24 protein-coding genes are annotated in these 18,677 nt (G+C 63.6%); 18 read left to right on the top strand and 6 right to left on the bottom strand.

All coding sequences use genetic code 11. From position 1 onward, the window contains the following. The first annotated feature begins 1,149 nt into the window (after positions 1 to 1,149). On the top strand, positions 1,150 to 1,950 hold the full coding sequence (locus tag NM2_RS06915; RefSeq protein ID WP_157120919.1) for a hypothetical protein: 801 nt from the start codon (positions 1,150 to 1,152) through the stop codon (positions 1,948 to 1,950). 472 nt (positions 1,951 to 2,422) lie between these two features. After that, the gene (locus tag NM2_RS50100) at positions 2,423 to 2,824 is read left to right on the top strand and encodes a hypothetical protein (protein WP_169816113.1); all 402 of its coding nucleotides are present in this window, start codon (positions 2,423 to 2,425) and stop codon (positions 2,822 to 2,824) included. 7 nt (positions 2,825 to 2,831) lie between these two features. Here NM2_RS50100 and NM2_RS06925 read toward each other — a convergent pair whose 3' ends face one another. Next, positions 2,832 to 3,083 carry a hypothetical protein gene (locus NM2_RS06925; RefSeq protein ID WP_067665482.1) on the bottom strand — a complete coding sequence of 84 codons (252 nt, stop codon included), beginning with the start codon at positions 3,081 to 3,083 and terminating at the stop codon, positions 2,832 to 2,834. 132 nt (positions 3,084 to 3,215) lie between these two features. On the opposite strand from NM2_RS06925, the gene NM2_RS06930 reads away from it, so the two are divergent. Together NM2_RS06930 and NM2_RS06935 are read left to right on the top strand one after the other, a co-directional pair. Next, entirely contained in the window at positions 3,216 to 3,572 is a 357-nt protein-coding gene (locus tag NM2_RS06930) for a hypothetical protein (protein ID WP_067665485.1), read from the top strand. Continuing rightward, entirely contained in the window at positions 3,569 to 4,123 is a 555-nt protein-coding gene (locus NM2_RS06935) for a hypothetical protein (protein WP_157120921.1), read from the top strand. The genes NM2_RS06930 and NM2_RS06935 overlap by 4 nt, the downstream gene beginning before the upstream one ends. Positions 4,124 to 4,277: 154 nt before the next feature. On the opposite strand, the gene NM2_RS06940 is transcribed toward NM2_RS06935, so the two are convergent. Together NM2_RS06940 and NM2_RS06945 are read right to left on the bottom strand one after the other, a co-directional pair. After that, entirely contained in the window at positions 4,278 to 5,060 is a 783-nt protein-coding gene (locus tag NM2_RS06940) for a Fic/DOC family protein (RefSeq protein WP_169816114.1), read from the bottom strand. A 65-nt stretch (positions 5,061 to 5,125) separates the two neighbouring features. Beyond that, complete coding sequence (locus NM2_RS06945; RefSeq protein ID WP_157120922.1) at positions 5,126 to 5,584, bottom strand: hypothetical protein; 459 nt, start codon at positions 5,582 to 5,584, stop codon at positions 5,126 to 5,128. Between the two features lie 431 nt (positions 5,585 to 6,015). On the opposite strand from NM2_RS06945, the gene NM2_RS06950 reads away from it, so the two are divergent. Together NM2_RS06950 and NM2_RS06955 are read left to right on the top strand one after the other, a co-directional pair. Continuing rightward, positions 6,016 to 6,462: a hypothetical protein gene (locus NM2_RS06950; protein WP_157120923.1), complete on the top strand. Its 447-nt coding sequence runs from the start codon at positions 6,016 to 6,018 to the stop codon at positions 6,460 to 6,462. A 1,122-nt stretch (positions 6,463 to 7,584) separates the two neighbouring features. After that, positions 7,585 to 8,229, top strand: a complete 645-nt coding sequence (locus NM2_RS06955; protein WP_067665500.1) for a hypothetical protein — start codon at positions 7,585 to 7,587, stop codon at positions 8,227 to 8,229. A gap of 175 nt (positions 8,230 to 8,404) precedes the next feature. Here NM2_RS06955 and NM2_RS06960 read toward each other — a convergent pair whose 3' ends face one another. Together NM2_RS06960 and NM2_RS06965 are read right to left on the bottom strand one after the other, a co-directional pair. Next, a complete protein-coding gene (locus NM2_RS06960; protein WP_067665503.1) occupies positions 8,405 to 9,205 on the bottom strand; it encodes a Fic/DOC family protein in 801 nt (266 codons plus the stop codon). Beyond that, entirely contained in the window at positions 9,202 to 9,441 is a 240-nt protein-coding gene (locus NM2_RS06965; RefSeq protein ID WP_067665506.1) for a hypothetical protein, read from the bottom strand. The genes NM2_RS06960 and NM2_RS06965 overlap by 4 nt, the downstream gene beginning before the upstream one ends. A 98-nt stretch (positions 9,442 to 9,539) precedes the next feature. On the opposite strand from NM2_RS06965, the gene NM2_RS06970 reads away from it, so the two are divergent. Continuing rightward, complete coding sequence (locus NM2_RS06970) at positions 9,540 to 9,944, top strand: hypothetical protein (protein WP_157120924.1); 405 nt, start codon at positions 9,540 to 9,542, stop codon at positions 9,942 to 9,944. Between the two features lie 187 nt (positions 9,945 to 10,131). Here the strand turns inward: NM2_RS06970 and NM2_RS48745 are convergent, their stop codons facing one another. Beyond that, a complete protein-coding gene (locus NM2_RS48745; RefSeq protein ID WP_157120925.1) occupies positions 10,132 to 10,491 on the bottom strand; it encodes a hypothetical protein in 360 nt (119 codons plus the stop codon). A 92-nt stretch (positions 10,492 to 10,583) separates the two neighbouring features. Between NM2_RS48745 and NM2_RS06975 the strand changes: the two genes are divergently transcribed. From NM2_RS06975 to NM2_RS07020, 11 genes are all read left to right on the top strand, one after another. Then, positions 10,584 to 11,273, top strand: a complete 690-nt coding sequence (locus NM2_RS06975; RefSeq protein WP_067665512.1) for a DUF3085 domain-containing protein — start codon at positions 10,584 to 10,586, stop codon at positions 11,271 to 11,273. Between the two features lie 281 nt (positions 11,274 to 11,554). Next, the gene (locus NM2_RS06980; RefSeq protein ID WP_067665515.1) at positions 11,555 to 12,934 is read left to right on the top strand and encodes a DUF3560 domain-containing protein; all 1,380 of its coding nucleotides are present in this window, start codon (positions 11,555 to 11,557) and stop codon (positions 12,932 to 12,934) included. Between the two features lie 112 nt (positions 12,935 to 13,046). Beyond that, positions 13,047 to 13,247 carry a hypothetical protein gene (locus NM2_RS06985; RefSeq protein ID WP_067665517.1) on the top strand — a complete coding sequence of 67 codons (201 nt, stop codon included), beginning with the start codon at positions 13,047 to 13,049 and terminating at the stop codon, positions 13,245 to 13,247. Positions 13,248 to 13,536: 289 nt separating this feature from the next. Then, complete coding sequence (locus NM2_RS06990; RefSeq protein WP_067665520.1) at positions 13,537 to 13,803, top strand: hypothetical protein; 267 nt, start codon at positions 13,537 to 13,539, stop codon at positions 13,801 to 13,803. Positions 13,804 to 14,201: 398 nt separating this feature from the next. Then, the gene (locus tag NM2_RS06995) at positions 14,202 to 14,483 is read left to right on the top strand and encodes a hypothetical protein (protein ID WP_157120926.1); all 282 of its coding nucleotides are present in this window, start codon (positions 14,202 to 14,204) and stop codon (positions 14,481 to 14,483) included. A 48-nt stretch (positions 14,484 to 14,531) separates the two neighbouring features. Next, positions 14,532 to 14,684, top strand: coding sequence for a Rho termination factor N-terminal domain-containing protein (locus NM2_RS47230; RefSeq protein WP_084530554.1), 153 nt, complete (start codon positions 14,532 to 14,534; stop codon positions 14,682 to 14,684). A gap of 1,136 nt (positions 14,685 to 15,820) precedes the next feature. Next, on the top strand, positions 15,821 to 16,036 hold the full coding sequence (locus tag NM2_RS07000; protein WP_067665527.1) for a hypothetical protein: 216 nt from the start codon (positions 15,821 to 15,823) through the stop codon (positions 16,034 to 16,036). 233 nt (positions 16,037 to 16,269) lie between these two features. Next, positions 16,270 to 16,830, top strand: coding sequence for a hypothetical protein (locus tag NM2_RS07005; RefSeq protein ID WP_067666153.1), 561 nt, complete (start codon positions 16,270 to 16,272; stop codon positions 16,828 to 16,830). 387 nt (positions 16,831 to 17,217) lie between these two features. After that, complete coding sequence (locus NM2_RS07010; RefSeq protein ID WP_067665530.1) at positions 17,218 to 17,661, top strand: hypothetical protein; 444 nt, start codon at positions 17,218 to 17,220, stop codon at positions 17,659 to 17,661. A 53-nt stretch (positions 17,662 to 17,714) separates the two neighbouring features. Then, positions 17,715 to 18,002, top strand: a complete 288-nt coding sequence (locus tag NM2_RS07015) for a hypothetical protein (protein WP_067665533.1) — start codon at positions 17,715 to 17,717, stop codon at positions 18,000 to 18,002. Between the two features lie 87 nt (positions 18,003 to 18,089). Beyond that, the gene (locus NM2_RS07020; protein ID WP_067665535.1) at positions 18,090 to 18,515 is read left to right on the top strand and encodes a hypothetical protein; all 426 of its coding nucleotides are present in this window, start codon (positions 18,090 to 18,092) and stop codon (positions 18,513 to 18,515) included. Positions 18,516 to 18,677: the final 162 nt, after the last annotated feature.

The following is an 18,677-nucleotide window of genomic DNA, read 5'->3' on the forward strand; positions in this document are numbered from 1 at the left end:
AAAACCGCGGTGTCCGCCTTGCGGCGCGAATCGCTGTCGCGGGTGCGCTGGTCGTTACCCCGATCGCGGCGTTGGCCGCTCCGGCGTTGGCCGCTCCGGCGTTGGCCGCTCCGGCTCAGCAGCAAGGCCCGCAGCCCGGTGGATGCCAGGGCGCTCCGAACTGCCAGCCCACTCAGCCGGGGCAAGGGCATCCCGGCCAGCCTGGCCAGGGGCATCCCGGTCAGCCCGGCGGGCCTGGCCAATCTCATCCCGGCCAGCCCGGTCAGGGTCAGCATGGTGACCCCGGCCATGGTAAGCCCGGTGGCCCCGGTCAGGGCCGTCCCGGCCAGCCCGGTCCCACCAACCCGCTGCTTCCTCCGGGTAGGTGATCCCGTAAGTGTGGTCCGCACGTAGATGACGACGCGACCGCACACGGGTGGACCGGTCTTCGGGGAGACCGGTCCTCAACATTTCTTCCGCGAATCTCTCTGCCATGCAGGGTAATTAATCTGCTGTGGACCCAGTCCCGCTCGGCTCCACATCGGCTGCTGCTGATGACCTGTCCCGGTCTCGACCGGCTCCTGGGGGAATCTCCGGCGCGCCCCGGAACCCCCTTCGGCGAACCCGGCAACCGCCAGCTGCCTCGCCAAACCCATCAGCGCATCCTCGAGACCTTCGCCCATGGGACTCCGAGAGTCGCTACCGAGCCGGACCGAGGTGACATATGAGGAGCTCATGCGGACGTGTACACGCGCAGAGGTGGTGGCCGATCACCTCTGGGTGGCACATCGTGACCCGGGTGACCGTGACCTTCGAGGGCGCGCACATCGTGTCACCCGACGCCGATGCTGTCCAACAGCGGCAGCGGTCCGGCGGAACCCAACGGCGCTCGGCGTGATCGACCCGGACAGCAGCGCACTTCCGTGTCATTTACGGGTGCAGAAAAGAAAAAACCAGGGTTCTGCCGTAGCATTGCCCTGGCTGTATTGCTCCCCCATCTGGACTCGAACCAGAAACCTGCCGATTAACAGTCGCTTTACCTAAAATACCCTGGTCACGTAACTTAGAGTACGTTACGCGATAACCTGTGCACTTGGAAATGCGCCTGGAAATTCGTCATATTTCCTGCTCGTTCCCGTCTCTTTCCCGCAACTAGCCGACTGTTTCCCGATGCCAAGGGATCATGGTGGATCTGACCGGTATTGGCAGTACCCGCTGGCCGAGTCTGTTCTGCAGCCGATCCTACTGCGCGTGCGTTCTATGCGATCGAGCAACGGCGGCGCTATCGGGATCATCGAAACCTGTGCCCTCTTACCGCGATTGGAAACTTCCCTGGTGTGCACTATCGACATCGAGTCGATCACGGGCGAGCTCGGCACCTACGAGGTCACCTGGTGGATCGACGAATACGTGAACAACCCGTTCGATGAATGCGACCACCTCACCTCTGTCGTGCTCGGTCCCCGTGATCGACGCTCCCTCACCTACAGCTACGGCCCGATGGCCGAGAGAGTTTCCCGGATCCTCGCGGCTGGAATCCATTCAGAGGCATCGGTAGTGCGGTGGCTCGCCCTGCGTGGATGCCGCGGCATACACACGCTGCACCACTCCGGCAACGATGGACGGATCGCCGTCGATCCACCGTTCAAACCTGACACCATCATGCACAATGGCGCGCTCCGCGGCGTCGCATTTATCGCCCCGGAATTCGTGTCCGAGGTAACGGATCCGGACCACGTCGTCCGTGACGACATCCAAGAACTATCGTACTGGGCCGAAGGTGATGCGTTCGGATACTCGGTCGCACGCCGTTCCGGCGAGATAGTAGGTTCCGGCAGCGGATATTTCGGTTGGCTTGATACCAAGGAATCGATTCTGTGTGACGTCATCCTCGATGACGTCCAGGGGTACGAGAGCCATCTCATTCGACAAGCGCAGCTGCTCGGTGCCGGTTTCATCGGCATCATCTGACCGATGGTCGAGTGACTCGTCTTATATCACCGATCACTGTCGCCGGATCTGTCACGTTCGTCCGGCCGGACAAAAGGGGCGGAGAATTGCCTGTTCTATCTCTACCGAAATCCATGGATGCTCATTGCGCGTATTCGGTAGCTCATGGCTGGATGGCCGTACCGGCTGTCGCGATCATCGATCGCGGACCGCTGGGGCCGATCGCCGCTTGCCAGGCGTGCGCGGAGTTTCATGAACGCGTGGTAAGCACCTCGTGAGCGTGCAGTCCGCGTCGTCTTCGCCCGTACTCTCGCCGGTCACCGCGGCTCTGCTCGACGGGCGGCCGGATTTGATCCGGTTTCCGCGCGGACGGGAGACCATCATGACCGGCGGACGCATTGTCTGCGTCCACTGTGGTGGCGTCTCCACCGCTCGGCGACACGATCGCCCGTGGTGTCAGCAGTGTGGGTGCTATCTCACGCTCGATCCCGCAGTGGGCGAGTGGGTCAGCTTCGCCGAGAAGCTGTGGCGTGAGAACGAAGCGCGCAACGTCCAGTGGTTCGACCAGACCCGCACTAACCTCCGCCGCCAGCTCGACGACATCCGAAGCGTCGTTCCGGACGGATGGACCACGCACGTCAACGACCCTGGCCGTGGTCTTGCGTGCATCGATATCGCACCGCCCGCCGACCGGATCGACGTCTCCGCTCGCCTGTATCCGCCACACGACGGACAGCCCGGCGGCTGGTATGTGCGCATCAACAACCGGACCCGGCACGTGGATTTCCCGTTGTACATCGCTGGCGGCGCACACGCCGCCTTCTTCACCACCGCCGCCATCGCCACACACGGCGCCATCCAGACGGTTCGTGGCGAACTCCTTGCCTCCTACTGAGCAAGCCTCAAGGATCAGGGGTTTCCTCCAGCTCATAAGCCGTGCGGATCGAGCCGGTGAGGGAGCCGATCACCTCGGCCAGGGTGTACTCGGGCAACGCCCAGGCCAGCCGTTCCACTTGCTCGCCAGTGAATAGAAAGCCCGCCCAGTCGCTGAGCCGGTCGTGCAGTGTCCCCGCAACATCAAGTGCAGGTTCATCGTCGATCTTGGCGGAGGACCCCGCCGTCCCGGTGGCCCTGGCAGGAGCCGCCGTGCCCACCGATACGGGACATGTGTCGGCGCCGCGCCGACAGCCCCCGCGGTCGATCTGCCCGAACCGCCGACCTCGCACACGTCATATCCGGGGAGGCTCGGATGCGTTGTAAGACAACAAGATAGGAGAACACTCACTATGTTTTCGGACGACGAGGATGGTCGGCCGGTCCACGACGAGCAATATCGGGCGTTACGCAAACTCTATGCGCGGTTGCGTGCGCTCGGTTTCGCGGCCACGTTCGACCCCAACGAGCTCGAGCACTACTTCGAGCCGGTCATCGACATCACCGTCGCAGGCTATGCGTTGAGCATCGAGCAACACACCGGCGCGGATTTCGTTCACATCGAACGTCGCGTGCAGTCCACCGATCAGAGGTGGTCGTGCCTGGTCACGGTCGCCGAACGTCTCGACAACGACATGGTTCCCGCATTGCTGCTGGGTCTGCAGCACCCCTCGTTGGCCCACACACACGACGCCGATCCTCGCCGGTGAAAGCCCTCAACGTTATGACTCCATCACTCGTCCACGAAGATCCCGCGGGAAGCTATTGCGATCTGTGGGGCCGACCGACCCCGCCCGGCGACTGGGCTTATGACCTCGATGATTTCAATATTCATTACGGTCCAGGGTGGTGGCCGTTCTACACCCGCTACAAACCCTTCGCGAAGCCGGAGATCACCCGCCCCATCGGTGTTCGCCTCGCGCCGGACACCGAATACTACTCGTGGCGCAACGAATACGTGCTGCTGACACCCGATCTGCGTAACCCGGCCGTGGTTACCGGCCTGCTGCGGTTGTTCGTACGCCGCCAAGGAGGCGGGGCGATCTGCGTGGATACCCGGATCGCCGTCGACATGCGCGCCAAAGGCGTGCACATTCCCGCCGATTGTCCGCATGCGCTGCGTGATCAGGCGCAGACCAAGGGGGAGCGCGTCCTGCGGTTCCTGCTTCACCACCGTGCCCGAGGTCGTGCTGGAGACACCCGCCCGGTCACTGCCTACGACAAGTGGATTGCCGCCTCCGATGGTGCCACTGGACATTGACCGGCGGCTCCGTGAGTTGGTCCACGGCCGTCCCTGTGCGCTGGCGCGCTGCTGTGCGCGGCGCAGCGACGGTTCTGCAAGGTCTTTGCCGATGGCAGGGCAGGTCGTTGTGGTGGTCGGCCAGTGTTCGGGAGTCGTGGCACAGGGATACCGGTCATTCGAGTTGTGTTTCCGGGGGCTCGGGTGACCGGTGTTGTGTCGGGTCCCCGATGAGACCGATGAGCGTGTCCATGCCGCTCCCAGTTCCCGGCGCGAGTTGGCCTGGGGCAATCAGGTGGGGCAGTGAGGTGGTCATTTCCAGCACCCGCCGCATCAAGTCGGGCATGGTTTCGTCGATCTGGGCGTTCTGGACCTTCTCCTCGATCATCCCGTCGAGCAAGGTGCGCAGTGGCTGGGGATCGGTGTTCGGACTAGCCCACACCAGCGTGGCGCGGCAGGCGTCGTTCCACCGGGCCGAACTGACGGCGCTGTAGTCGATCGTCCATCGGGCCGCATCGGAGAGTTGATCGAACAGCAGGCGAGTCGACCGGCCGTTGCCCTCCGGAAACGGGTGTGCCGCATTGAGCGCGGCCAACCCGCCGGCTGCCGCATCGCAAAACCTTTCGCGGTTCAGGTCTGCCCATGGACGGCTCGCGACGGCCTCGACGGCCTGGCGGGCATAGGTATCCAGGTAGTGGCGCGGGCAGAAAGCCACATCTTGTTTGCCCATGTCGATGGTCCGGAACTGTCCGGCCCACTCGTAGATTCCGCGAAACAGATGGGCATGGAGGGCTTTCCATTGCCCGACGTCGCCCGTGTGCGGGATCGCTGCGGAGCCGAGCCGAATCTCCAGTGTGCGCTGCATGGTCTGCCGGTACTCGATGAGCCGCAGGACACGCTCGGTGGTGGCGCCGAGCAGGTTGCGCATCATCGGCTCACCATCGTCGCCCATGGTCATGTACGTCATCGCGTACGTGTCACGCTGCCAGGAATTACCGACCATCGTTTGTCCCTAGCGGTCTTTCATTCGACGCCGGTCTCCGTTTCCGGGGCCGGTGACGCAGATGGTGCAGTCGAGGTCGAGGGCGCGGCTACTGCCGGAGGAGCGTTCTGCTCGTGGTTCGCGGTCTGTGTGTACGCGCGTTTCTGAATGTCCACACCGGTTCGCATGAGCGCCTCCCACACCGACATGTCCTGCGGGGACCATGCCCGGCCGTTCTCGGCCGCCGCAGCAGCCATGCACCGCACGAACACCGCCGCTCCCAGGTCGAGCAGTACCGGCGGTAACCCCGCACGGGCGTGTGCTCGTCCCACTGCTGTGAATTCCGCCTCGAGCCGTCGAGTGTCGAGCGGGTCCGTGCTGGCGAGAGTGACCAGAATTCCGAGAAACTCCGCCGTCGACCGGATCCGCGCGGGAAGGTCGTACAGAAACGGGTGAGTTCCGGGAACGTCGGCGAATTGGGCGTAGATCGATTCGGCCACCGCTCGGCAGCGGCCGGTGCCCACGGACACGGCAGTGCGTCGCAGCAACGACACCTGGTGCCGCGTCAGAGCACCGAACGGCCGCTGTGCCTCGGAGTGTGATTCTCCCGCCGAGGTCACAGCGCACGCCGGCTTTGTGCTGCCGCACCGGTGCCGGTCCGGGCAACCGCTTCGAATGTGTGAGAAATTCGGGTTACAGCCATGGATTCATGAAAACCCGAAGCGCTATTATTGTCCATTAATTTGGACCACACCCTTTGTGGCCCCACTGCCAGTGGTGTTTCGCGGAAGAAATTCCCATCGTGTCACCACTATCAGTGGCCCCATCAACAGTGGCTGCCGAAATCATGGACATACCGACATTTATTGGCTGTGATTCTTGCAGGGCTGAATAAGCCACTGGAGAGAAACGGAGACACCCAATGAATTCGATGTCCAAAGTTGCGAGCGTGGTCGCGATTCCCCTGCTCGTGAGCGCTGTCGGCGCCGGGGCTGCAAGCGCGTCCCCAGCCATTCACGGACCCCAACCGGCGGTCGTCGCGGCCGCATCCGCTCCGATTCCACGCGCCCAGAACATCGCTGATCGGAACCCGGTGGACAACGGTGCCGCGATCGGGGCTGGTATCGGTGCGATCCTGGCGATTCCCGGATTCGTCGGTGGCCTCGCCAGCGGTGCCTCGACCGGCGCCGCCATCGGTGGCGCACTCGGTACTCTGCCGGTCGGCACGCTCACGGTGCCCGGCACGGTCATCGGCGGCATCATCGGCGCACCCATCGGTGGCGTTCTCGGCGCGGCCGCCCCGATCATCGGTGGCGCGCTGCTGGGAGCCGCCACCGGATATGTTGCGCCGCAAAGTATTCCGCAGGTACTTCCGTAACACGCACAACGCGCGGGCATGGTGTCACCCACCATGCCCCCGCAGAAGGTGATCGCGGTACATCTCCCGTGTAGCACCCACCCACTCGGCGCGAGGACTCACCCGGTCCTCGCGCCGAGTCGCGTTGATACCCAGCTCAGCCATCGCCGTCTGTCCGCATCGACATCGTTCGATGCAGCCTTCTCGCCGTGTCCGCCAGAGATCATCGATCATCGGCCCCGTGAGTCCCGCGCCCGCGGTACCTGGTGCGCCCTGTCGCCAGTGTTGTTGCAGCAGTGTGCGGATCCGGCGTTGATCAGCCCAGACTTGCGGATCGTCGGGGTCGAGCCCAGCATCGGTCAAGGCCTGCCGATCAATCCAGTTCTCCTCCATGCTCTGGTTGGACGGCGCAGAATCCGCAGCGGTCGCATGAGGCGGTCCCGTTGTCCGGAAGTCGTCCTCCTGCCGACGGCGGTGGTCGTGGCACGCAGTCGGGTTCCGCCGGGCCAGGGCCCGACGTTATGTCCAGGCGTGATCTGCCGTGCGCGCGGTATGTTCGCACCGCAGCGTCGGCGACCGATCGGTACAGAGCTCCGCAGCGACCAGAAACGTTCTCGATGCCGGTGCGATGCTGATATCCGGCCTCCGCCCCCCATCCCGGCTCACCGGCGCCAATGTCGCGATGCCAACTACATTGAGCGCCAACAATTCCAGCTGACACTGACACACCGACAAGCGGCTCATCACGCCGGCCACCATTCCCGGCACGGTCCGCGGTGTCGCTGCGCTGCCCATCGTTCCCGCCTGCTGTTCTCACGGATTCACCTGTTGCGCAGCGGGTTACGGTGTGTCTCTCGTAAAGGACGCTCAGGATCTAGGCCGATGCCACAACGGGCAGCTCGGCAACAAGCCGCACGCGATACACCACAGATCCGAGCGTGCAACAACACCGGGGTCACTTCACACCGCGGCTTGAGGTGGACTCCGGCGATCGCCAGGCCCGGTCGAGTCCGAACGCTCGACAACGATTCCGCGCCCGCGAGGCCAATTCACACCACCGGCAACGCCGCCGAGTGCGGCTGATCTACCAGGGCTGGGCGCCGGTCCCGCTACATGCCCGCACTGATCGAGGAGAGCAAGTAGATGACCAGCAACGAGGTGCCCGAGCCCGTCGTCGACCTTAGTGAGTCCGTCCAGGTGCCCACGCTCGAATGGCATGCTGAGACCGATCCGGCCGAACTCGGACGTTTGGAAGCGTTGCAATGGATTTCGGCCGAGTGGGGTGGGTTCTCTATGCATGTCGAACAGTCCGCGCTCGACGAAGACCGAGGCGAGATAACTCTGTTCATCTCCCATGATCATTACGACGACGCGGCGTGGCGCGACGCGGTGCCGTACGAGTCGGTGGAGACAGCGAAGGAGTCCGGGGTCGCTACGATCGTCGCTACGATCGAGGGTGAGCTCACTCGTGTAGCCGTCCGCGCGATCGACCCGTACGACAGCAACCGGTTCCGATGGACGATCGTGACGTGCCCGATCGATGTACTCGGCAACTACGACGCCGAAGCCACCGCCATCTACCCGCGACTGCCCGAATATCCCAACAGCTCAGACTCGGTCGGCTTCCGCGGCCCGGTGATCGTGGTCGATGGCTGCACCGGATTCGAGGCGGGATGCTCGACCTGGTCGCACTGCGACGACGACGAACTCGACCAGGCTCGCCACGAGCACTGGGACTGCGAACACGACCTGACCTCCGCCAACTACCCGAAAGACGATCACCGATGACCATGAGTTCAGCGCAACCCGTCGCTCGAAACTCGTGGCGGCACACGGTTGGCGGCACAATGGTACAGCCGGGCGGCGCGGATCCCCTTCCTGCGCCGTCCCGGCATCCGCTCCCGGGCCCATACCTGTCGGCCCACTGACCAACCGGCAGCGCCGTCGAGACGGGAGAAGCACGTTAGAACATGTCCGGGTCGGTGTCCCGGTCCAGGGGCACCTCATAGGTTTCGCTCATCGGTGCCGATCCCGGTACCTCATGTGAGGGCTCGGCGGGCCGAATGTTGGTCAATCCCAGCAATCGTCGCTGCGCGGGCGGCATGACACCGGTCTGCTGGACAGCCGGCACATCGGTGATTCCGACGATCCGATCGAACAACTCTTCCAGGGGTGCGGGGTTTATCTCCGGCCATCGTGCTCGTGTCGCATGGCAGGCTGCGTCCCACCGCTCGGCACCTTCCCGGTCGCTGACCTGGGAATAGTCGATCCTCCAGCGTGCGTGCTCGCTGAGCTGGTCCAGGAACACCCGCAGTGAGCGGCCGTTCCCTTCCCGGAACGGATGTGCCGCATTGAGTGCCGAGAACGACCAGGCGACGGCTTCGACGAACTCGTCCCGGCCCATCCGCCGCCACGGCATCCCAGCGGCGGTCGGGATGTTTTCGGACAGATAGGGTTCCAACTCGCCCGGTGCGGCGAATCCGGCGCCGTCCTTGGACATCCTGGTTGTCCGCAGTCGCCCCGCCCATTCGTAGATGTTGCCGAACTGGTGGGCGTGGATCGCCCGCCACTGGGCCAGATCTCCGGTCCGGGCGATAGGGGCGGCTCCGCTGCGGATTTCCTGAGTCCGCGCCATCACTTCGCGGAATTCGAGAACCCAGAGGTGATAGTCGTTGACCGCGCCGATCGTATTGCGCAACATCGGCCTGCCGTCGTCGCCGGTGGTCAGGTAGCTGTCCCACGCGGACGACTCCGGGGAGGTCATGCCTCGGCGGAACGATCTCCGCCGCGCGAATTCGCCACACGTTCGGCGGTGCGGCGACGATACTCCGTCTCGGAGATGTCGCCGCACGCGAGTGCGACAAGGTCCACTGCGTCCTGCCGTGTCGGCTCCGTACCGGCCAGGGCCGTATCGGCCAGAGTGGCGACCACCGACTGCCTGACCGTCGCATCCAGGCCAGTGAAGACCTCCGGCCAGGCGTTTTCGAATCGAGATTCCATGTACACCAAGGATACTGATGGTCTCCACGGAACTACTCGCGTGCAGCCTGTCGATCGGCGACCTACCATGGGCCCAACGCCGGGCAATCAGGAGCACGATGAACCTCGACGACATCCGCCAGGTCGAACAGTACGTCGCCATCGCAGAGGCCGCTCTGCGTGAACTGTCGTCCGCGCAGAGCATCACCGACGCCGAGACGATCGTGTCCAAGTCACGAGAAGACGCCCTCATCGAGCATTTGAAGACCGCGAAGGCCGGTCTGGACCGCGCTCGCGACATGCTCGACGCCGCCGACCGCGACGGCGATCCGGACATGATCAGCCTGGTCCGTGGACATCTCGACCGCAAAACCCTCGAGTACGACGAACTGTATGCGACCGTGCGCAGAGAACTCGTCGCGCTGACGAAAGCCCGGCTCGATGCTCACGTGGACGTCGCTCTCAGGCGGCAGGTTCTCGACGCTGCCTGCGACGCCGCCGCCGAGTCGGCATCCCAACTCTGACTGTCTGCCGCGCGCCGGCCAGCTTCATGCCGTCGATGTGCGGCGCGCGACGACGCTCCTGCTCCGACGTCAGTATCACCACGCTCGATCAAATCCATTACCACCCATGTGATTCCGCTGCCCTCGCGTCACCGAGTACACCATTGTTCCTGGCCTATCTGGATCCGTGTGGATCGATGATCGACAGTCACACCATCGTGGATTCATTTGTACTGCCGCCCCGCTCATAATCGAACGTTGCTCCGATCCAGTTGCGCCACGCATTGGTAGTGGGCACGGCATGGACGAACGGTTCGTGGCGTTCGCTCACCCCGCAGGAGATCTGCACGGGCGGAAGCTGTTGCAGGACATCATGAATCAACACGATGAGCGGTCGACTGGACCCGCAGGTGCCGCTGTAGTCGCGTTCTACAACCTCGGCACCCCGAGGCCGAACAACTGCTGATCTCCTGGCGGGATCTACTCCATCAGCCTGACGACGAACGTCCGGAAGGTGAACTCTTTCACCTCCGTTCGGCAGCTTGGCGTTGCCGCCGTCCTTGTCCACGTGCTGACCGACAGCGGCCTTGCGCCACTCTCATCCCTCCAGTCCAGCCCGCTTCTTCCGGGTCTTCACACGACCAGAATCGAGACGAGTACATGAGCGAGGACAGTATCAACATCAGCCCGCACCTCCCGCCGATCGCCCTCACCGATACCACCCCGCCGGCAGACAGTACCGCTTTCGAAATCTGGACCCCCGACTATGTCACCAAATTCGGCGTTGTCTACCAGACCGGCGATCTGTGGATCGCGTCGGCCAATATCGAGTTCCCGCAACCCTTCCGGGCCCGCGATGACGCCATCGCACTGCTGGTCTTGTTCCGGGGAAAGTTTCCGACGCCGCCGAACCCGGATGACGAACCCGCAGACCTCGACACCGCCGACAAGGGCTCCGTCGAGCTGCGATTTCCGTTGCGTCGAGTCCTCGACGTCGCCGAACACACCGCCGCTGCCACCGACCACCGGCCCCTGTATGACCAGCGCTCGGTCCGGCCCGCGTTGTGGTGGGTCAAGGACGACGGCACCTACCTGATGAGCAACGCCGCGCGCACGAGCGACGACGCCGTCCAGGTCGTGTACGTGGAAGGATGGGGGCCCGGCACCGATCCCGCGCGGATGCTGGGCGGTGACGATTTCGCCGAACTGTTCGATCTGCACGAGCCGATCGCCGGCAACACCGGCGACACGCTGCTCGATTTTCTTCGCAAAGCCGTCGACGACGGATATGTCCACGTGCTGCTCACCGTGACCGCCCGGCAGGTCGCTTTCGCCGTCACACAGCCATAGCTCCACGCCACGCGCTGCCGCTGCTCGTGACCGCGCAGCCGTGACCGTCTGGATGGTCCTGCCGATCCGGCTACCTGCAGCCGGGGCCTGTATCGGACGTCGGCTGAGTCGTCGCCATCGACCCCGCTGCCACCGACGGCCCGCATACCGCGCCAACCCATTCGCCCGACCAGGTCGACGCCTGCAACCGGAATCGGCTTCTTCGAGCCTCGCCCGATGCCCCGTGTCCGGCGAGCTCTCTTATTCGTCGACCGCACCTTTCATTGGAAGGACGTAACCAGATGAGCCACATCATGATTCGCCACAACCGTCAACTCGGCACGCTTGTCTATGGCACCTACCGCGGCATGTCAGGCGTCGGGAAGGCACTCACCGAGTGGCCCTGCAACTTCCGCGGGTCGGAGAACCTTCCCGAGGATGACGAGTGGGGTGACCCGTACTGGTATCTGCCGCACTCGCGGCGCCGCCGCGCCGACACCTACAAGATCGACACTGCGGTCGAGCGGCTTCGCGAACTCGGCCACGAGATCGATGTCGAGATCGACGACACCACGCCGGCGGTCGACTTCGCCGGATTCATGCAGGAAAAGTACGACCGGGCCGACGATCGAGCTGCCTATCAGCAGTACATGGCGCGGCGCGAGTTCTGGACTTCGGACAGCATCCGAGCGGCCAATCAGCGCACCTACGACATGCTCAACGGTCAGCCGATTCTCGTCGGCCACCATTCCGAGCACCGGCACCGGCGCTTGCTGGATCGGCTGTGGCAGCGTGAGGGCAAGGCGTGGGCGCTCTACGACAAGGCCAAACATCGCATCGACCGGGCGGCGGCGGCAGCGAATTTCCGTGCCTACAAGGAGAATCCGGGCACCACCCAGCGCCGCATCCTCGGCATCGAAACCGATCTCCGCCGTATCGGCAAGAAACTGGAAGAGCATGGTGACCGGTGGTCGGATCACTCTTTGGCGATCACGCGTGCCGAGATTGTGGAGAAGCTGGAGGAAATCGACTACTGGTGGCGGGTTCTCGACGAGGCGGGTGTGCACGTCTGGGGTCCGGACGATTTCGCGGTCGGCGACTTCGTTTCCTGGAGCCGTGATCGCTGGCACGAGGTTGCTCGCGTCAACCCGAAGTCGGTCAGTGTGGCTGGTCTGTACGACACCGTCGGCGGTCGAGTCCAAACCATGGCCGGGTTGACCCGTCGCAACGGCCGCCCGCAGCCGCTGCCGTATCACGAGGTGATCGGTCATCTCACCGCCGCGCAGGCCCGTGAGCAGTTCCCCGAATTGTTCGTGGCCCTCGATGCCGCGCCGGCCCGTCCGCGTCCGGGCAAGAAACGGGGCAGTGTCAAACTCAGCCATCATCGCGCCGCCGAAGGCGAGCGCTGGGAATGGCGGGTCGGCGATGTCGAGTACCACGCGTTCTGGCGTCATCCGCAGAACTGGTGGCGCGGCGAGAGCGAGCCGGTGACCGAACCGGGTTTCATCCGCGTCACGGCGTATCGAGCCGGGAAAACACCCACTTTCGTCTCCCGCGGCGAACCTGTCGAGGTCGAGGTCTCCGAGGTTGCGATCGAGGGTGACATCGCGTGGGTCGAGGAGGTCCACAACCAACTGCGCGACCACGTCCAAACCCACTACGCCAGCAGGGCCGCCGCCTGAGCAGCGCGACCGGGCGATCCACACGCATCGCCCGGCTCCACTCACCGATGCGGCCTCTCGTTCGCACGTTCCTCCGACATTCAGCTTCCGGATCAGCCGTCAGGAGTTCGCCGTGGCGCACATCGGGGCCGTAGTCATCCGGCATACATCCGTCGGCATCGACGTCCTGTGTCCCCTCGGACACCTCATCACCTCGTGGCACCGCAGACGGGGAGAGTGGGCCGGGAGTTGGATCGAAGCCAAGATCGGCAGCCATCAGGCCAACAACGACTGGATCGTCACCTGCCACGGAGCCGATCCCGGCCGAGCGTGATCACCCCATACTCGATCGCCGCTACCACGCCGGTCGGTGAAGTGCCCGGCGGCTGCGATTGGACGATCCCGGTCGTGATGCTCGACAGAGCGTCGGCGTGCTCTGGGAATACCGAATCAGAGATCCATCGACGATAACCGAAGCATCGTCCAGAAGATGAACCACTCTTCAGGCGCGCAGAGTTCGCCACCGCACGCAGCGACCTGCGGCCTTATTTCTCCGCCCCGGCCAACAGCTCCCGCTACGCCAGCGGGCGCACACCCGAAATCCGCGAGAACGGAAGCGACCCATGAAGACACGAATAACCGTGCCGGAAAGTCTCCGCGACGACATCGGCAACATCGTCGGTCTCGACGACGAAGGCTGTGTCATCCTCACCATCGGCAACTCCACCGCCGTGCTGACTCGCTGCTGCTATGCCACCGGCAAAGGCTCCGAATCGTTCACCGGCGTCGTGTGCCGCAACTGTTATGTCGATGTGCACCACAAGCACGGTCGGCCCCATACCTCCATCGCCGTTGCCCGCAAAGACCTCGACATCGTGATCGAAGGCTGACCGCGCGCCGAACCATCGATCCCGCACCCCGCCAGCCCACGTGAACCGACCAGCTCGCCCACGCGCGTTCCCGCCATTTTCGCGCCGCTCGACGTCCGGCCCCCTGGCCTACTGAGGCCACGAGGTGGGATGAACCCCGCCGGTCCATCGCGGCCCGCAACAAATTCCACCGCGACGCAGCGATCGGAACTACCCCCGGCAGGAAAACAACTTACAGGCCCGTCGATTACGAAACATCAGAGCCTGTCAGGTTCGCGGCGTCCGATCGATCGGTCACACACCGCAGCAGCAAACGAACGGGACTCGCCATGCTCATAACATCCAATCATCATGTGAGAGAGCTATGTTCGATCGACCAGGTTCCGATGAGAGTGGTATTCGATCGGTACGGCCACCTGTTGACCGATCCCGGCGACATCAACACCGCGGTGTCGTACGCGTCACGGTTCTTCGCGTATCGAAGCTATTGGTACGACATCGAGGATTTCAGTGTCATTGCTGTGAAGGGAAGAGACTGCCCTGGTGTGCATTTCACTGGGATCTGGGTAGCAGCTGGTGAGCCGCTTGCACATTGGCACGCCTACATGACCGACTCCGCGTTCTCCGCGGTGTTGATTCGATTCGCGGACTCCGACGACTATCCGGACCCGGCGCTCGAGGTGGGCTATGCGACGTGGTGAGCGCCCGGAGCGGCACATGATCTGTGAAGTCAAGGGGGAGACGGCGGGATGAGCATCACCTTCAACGCCACTGGCGTCACCGTGCGCGAATTGAGGATTATCGCCCGGAAGAACGGCATCAGGGGCTACTCAAAGCTCAATCGTGCTGCCCTCATTGCAGCCATCGTGCACCAACACAATCGCAAGGAGGAAACACGATGACACCCAGCATTCGGTGTTCGGCGGAAGCGAATTCGACCCCAGCAACGACGGATGGGGCGATGACCCCGCGTCCCCCGAACGGCGCCCCTGTGCACCCCGACCTCGACCACGCCGACATCCTCGCCGAGGACGCTGAGGGCGAGGGCTAGCAACGACCCGACGGAGACCGACTGAGCGCACCGCTGGGCCGTCCCGCCTCGTGCGGGGCGGCCCAGCGCGGACTACACCACCGCGACTACCTCGCTGCACCTGAATCCGGGCCGCAGCCGACGCAACGCAGAACCATGGGGGGCATCCGGATGACGTACGACAACATCGATCTCGAGGGCCGTCGGCCGTACGCGATTGCATTGCGCGACAAGACTATAGCTCGCCGAGGCGGCCGACGCGGCCGAGCGGGAGCTGGCCCAGTTGGCGCCGGGCCCTCGCTACGGTGGATCGAACGCCCACCGGGGCAGCAACAAGATCCATATCATGTTCGAGAGCTACACTCGCCGCTGGCTGAAAGCAGACGCGGCAGTCAGGTACTGGGAGTCGATCGTGGCCAGCTGCGATCGCCGGATCGCCGAACGCGCGACCTAATCGGACGCGAGCCTGTAGCGCGCATTGACACCCGGCGACGATCGAACTCTGGACAGCCGGAGGTGCGTGGCCTCGCGGCGAAGTGGCCCAAATCGTCGATTACACAGTCTATTTGGCGAACTGTTTGGAACGAAGCAGTTACATAGTTCGCCTGCCACCATAGAAGGCTTCTATGACAATCCCGGCGGCCGACCGGGTCCACAACCCACTGACATAGGGGCTATCAAGTCCAGGAAGCGCATCCGACGGCGTACCCGACTTCGAGAACTGACCTGACCAGCGGGCTGCGTAGATTTCCTGGCCCCATGCCGCAATCGCGCACAGGTAGGGCAGAAGCTGAGCAGTAGTTACGCCCGCACCCTCGTCGTCGAACGCTGTGGACCCCACAGTATAGCGACCAGAATTCGATCCAAAATGATCGGTCCTGACCTCCGAATCCTCAGTGGCCCTGGATATCTCGGCCGCCGACGCCTTCGCCCACCTCACCACGGCCCACCGACCTGCGGTGTCCTGACAGGCAGGCCGTCGTCTGCGTTCCCAAGGAAGGTTTCTTGATGCCCGAATCGACATCCGAACAACTGGTGCGTCTGGCCGAAGACCTCGGCCTCGACGGTATCGAGCTGTTCGACGTTGTTCATGACGCTGCCAGCAACACTGCGTCCCAGATCAACAACAACGGCCTGACCGCTCAGATCGAATATCTCAACGAGCAGTTCGGTGGCGCCGAAACCGAGCAGCTGATCCGCGAGGCCGCCCACACCGGCCAGTGACTCACCGACAGGTCCACGACCCTGCGCTGCCAGGACTCCAGCGAGTCGACACAGTGCAGCCGAATATCCAGATCGGCGACGGCCGTGCGGCGGTCTGCTCATCGGGGACCGTCACGGAAGCCACTGCCGGTTCGCCCACGGTGAATCCGTGGGCCCAGGTGGATTGGTCGGCACCGTTGTATCTGTCGCCGCCCTCGACCGCCCCGATTCGTGCCGCGATGCGGTGCGGAGAGATGGCCGCCATCGTGACCCCGGCCGCAGGCAACGCCGTGCCCCGCGATGCCTTGTGGGCCGCGGACAACTCCGCGTATTCCGGCGCCTACCCGGGAGACGCACGATATCTGGCCTGGCTCACCGGGCTGGCCGTCCACGCCGACCGATGTTTGTGGGCCGTCGCACCGGACGTCGTCGCTGATCATCTGGCAACCTGGGCGCGCTCGCGCGAAATCCTTCCCCGTATCCGGGACCTGTCCCTGCCCGCGGCCTATGTCGCCCAGGACGGGATGGAGTACGACCACAGCGCCGATCTCTGGGACGCCTTCGACGTCCTGTTCATCGGAGGCAGCACATCCTGGAAGCTCGGCACCGCCGCTGCCGAGCTGGCTCGCGTTGCCCTGGACCACGGCCACGCGGTCCACCTCGGGCGAGTCAATTCCCTGACCCGTCTGCGCTTCGCCGACCACATCGGTGCCTCCACCGCCGACGGCACCTACCTGACCTACGGCCCGGACAAACTACTGCCCACCGTCCGCAACTGGATGCACAACGTACGCGCCCAGCGCCCTTTGTTCTGACACCAGTCCCCACCCGCATCTACACCAACCGCCGGCACTCGCCGACCGATCCGGGCCGGCCGGCTGAACCACACCAACGGCATCTGGCTTCTCTTCAGCGCAACCGATCCACGGCTCCTGCCGATCGCCACGATTGTTCTGATACCGGCGTCGCATCACCTCGGCAACCAATAACAAACCTCGAATTTCCATTCATCACGACATTTCACGGTTATAGACAACGGTGATCACTGTGTTCGTGTAATCGACCGCTGCCACGGTGGTCGGCGTTTCAGCGCAACAGCGACAAGTGCATGGCTGCCGACCTTTCTTTCGGTCAGCCGAGTGGTATCGGTCTCCGTGCTCATGACATGAATGGAAACCAAGATACTGAGAGGCGAATGACGAATGAACCACATTCTGCCGATCGTTCTGCTGCTGGTTCCGGCCCTGCTGTGCCTGGCCGCAATCGCCAGGCTGACGGTCACCGTCCGCCGGGCCAAGCGTCTCCATGAACGCGGCAGTTCACATGATTCGACCGTGGTAACCGGCAAGTGTGAGTATTTCACATCCAAGTATGCCAAACAGTTCCGGCTTGTTCGGCGCTATGCCGTTGATAGAAAATGCGAATGCGTCGATCTAGGGGCGGGCTATTTTGCGTTTTGGGCACGCCTGCGCAATGGATATGAGATCGCGGCATCCAACAATGAAATGGATGGAGTGATGGGAGGCTCGGACAGGTTCACTGTGTGCGTGTACCGGGATGGAGGCTTCATCGTGAATATCGTCGAAGGCACCCTCGATGAACAGTTGAGACGCGCATCCGATGGCGTATTCGACCCCGAGGATTAACCTGATCGGCCGACGCGCCGTTCCCATTATTTCTCTACCACGGAAAGTCAGCGATGACGATCACCTACACTGCCACTCCGGGTTCTTCGGGAATTCCGGATATTCATCAGCTCGGACTGGCTCGCATTCAAGTCTTCGAGGCTCGCCCTGGGGACGGCGACCGGACCGACATGTACCTCTTCCAGTTCGCGGGTGTCTGTGTGCACATCCGCCAGCGCGGTGCAGGCTCCGGTAGCGCAGACGCCGATACCTTCGTCCATGTCGAGGACGACGATATCCCGGCCGACGCGCTGCCGCTGGTCGTGTCGGTCAACAACGGACCCGAGACCCCCTACGGCTAATCGGGTGCTCAACCCGCCATCCCCGCGACTCCCGCCTATCAGCTGCCGAGAGGCGTTGCCTCCCACTCACTTCTCCGAGGAGGTTTGGTGAACCACCCTCGTCTGAACGACCGCGAAATCACGACCATCCTGGCCGCATTGCGTCAATTCCAATGCACACCAATTCATTCCAGCGAGCACTTCGTGGACACCACACCACTGGCCTCCGAGGAGATCGATACTCTCTGCGAGCGGATCAACTCGATCGACCCGACGCATTGCCGAACCGACCCCGCCGACGCCGCGCGATCGTTGCGGCCGCAGTTCGCCACCGCTGGTGTCCAACTGGATCGAGTCACTGCCGCCATTTACGGCTGCACCGACTGTTCGTGTCTGTTCGTCCCCGAGACCGACGCCGACACCATCTATCCCGACCGGGCCGTCATCGTCGGCATGTCCGGCCATCCAGACACCGACCACGACTGCCGCTGTCACACCCTGCCGTATGAGTGGGTACCAGCGGACGGCAACTAGGTCCCGCCCCGGGGGCACCGCCGCCATCCACACTGCGTTCGACGACCACGAAGCCCATCCGTCCGTGCCGTCGGATCAGTCAGCGACATTCTCACCGCGCGTTGCTGACTCGCCGCGACACCTCGTGTCGTTCGCGCTTTCCTGCCTCAGCGCTGGGTTCCT

This window comes from Nocardia miyunensis NBRC 108239 (assembly GCF_001613065.1).
Lineage (GTDB): Bacteria > Actinomycetota > Actinomycetes > Mycobacteriales > Mycobacteriaceae > Nocardia > Nocardia miyunensis.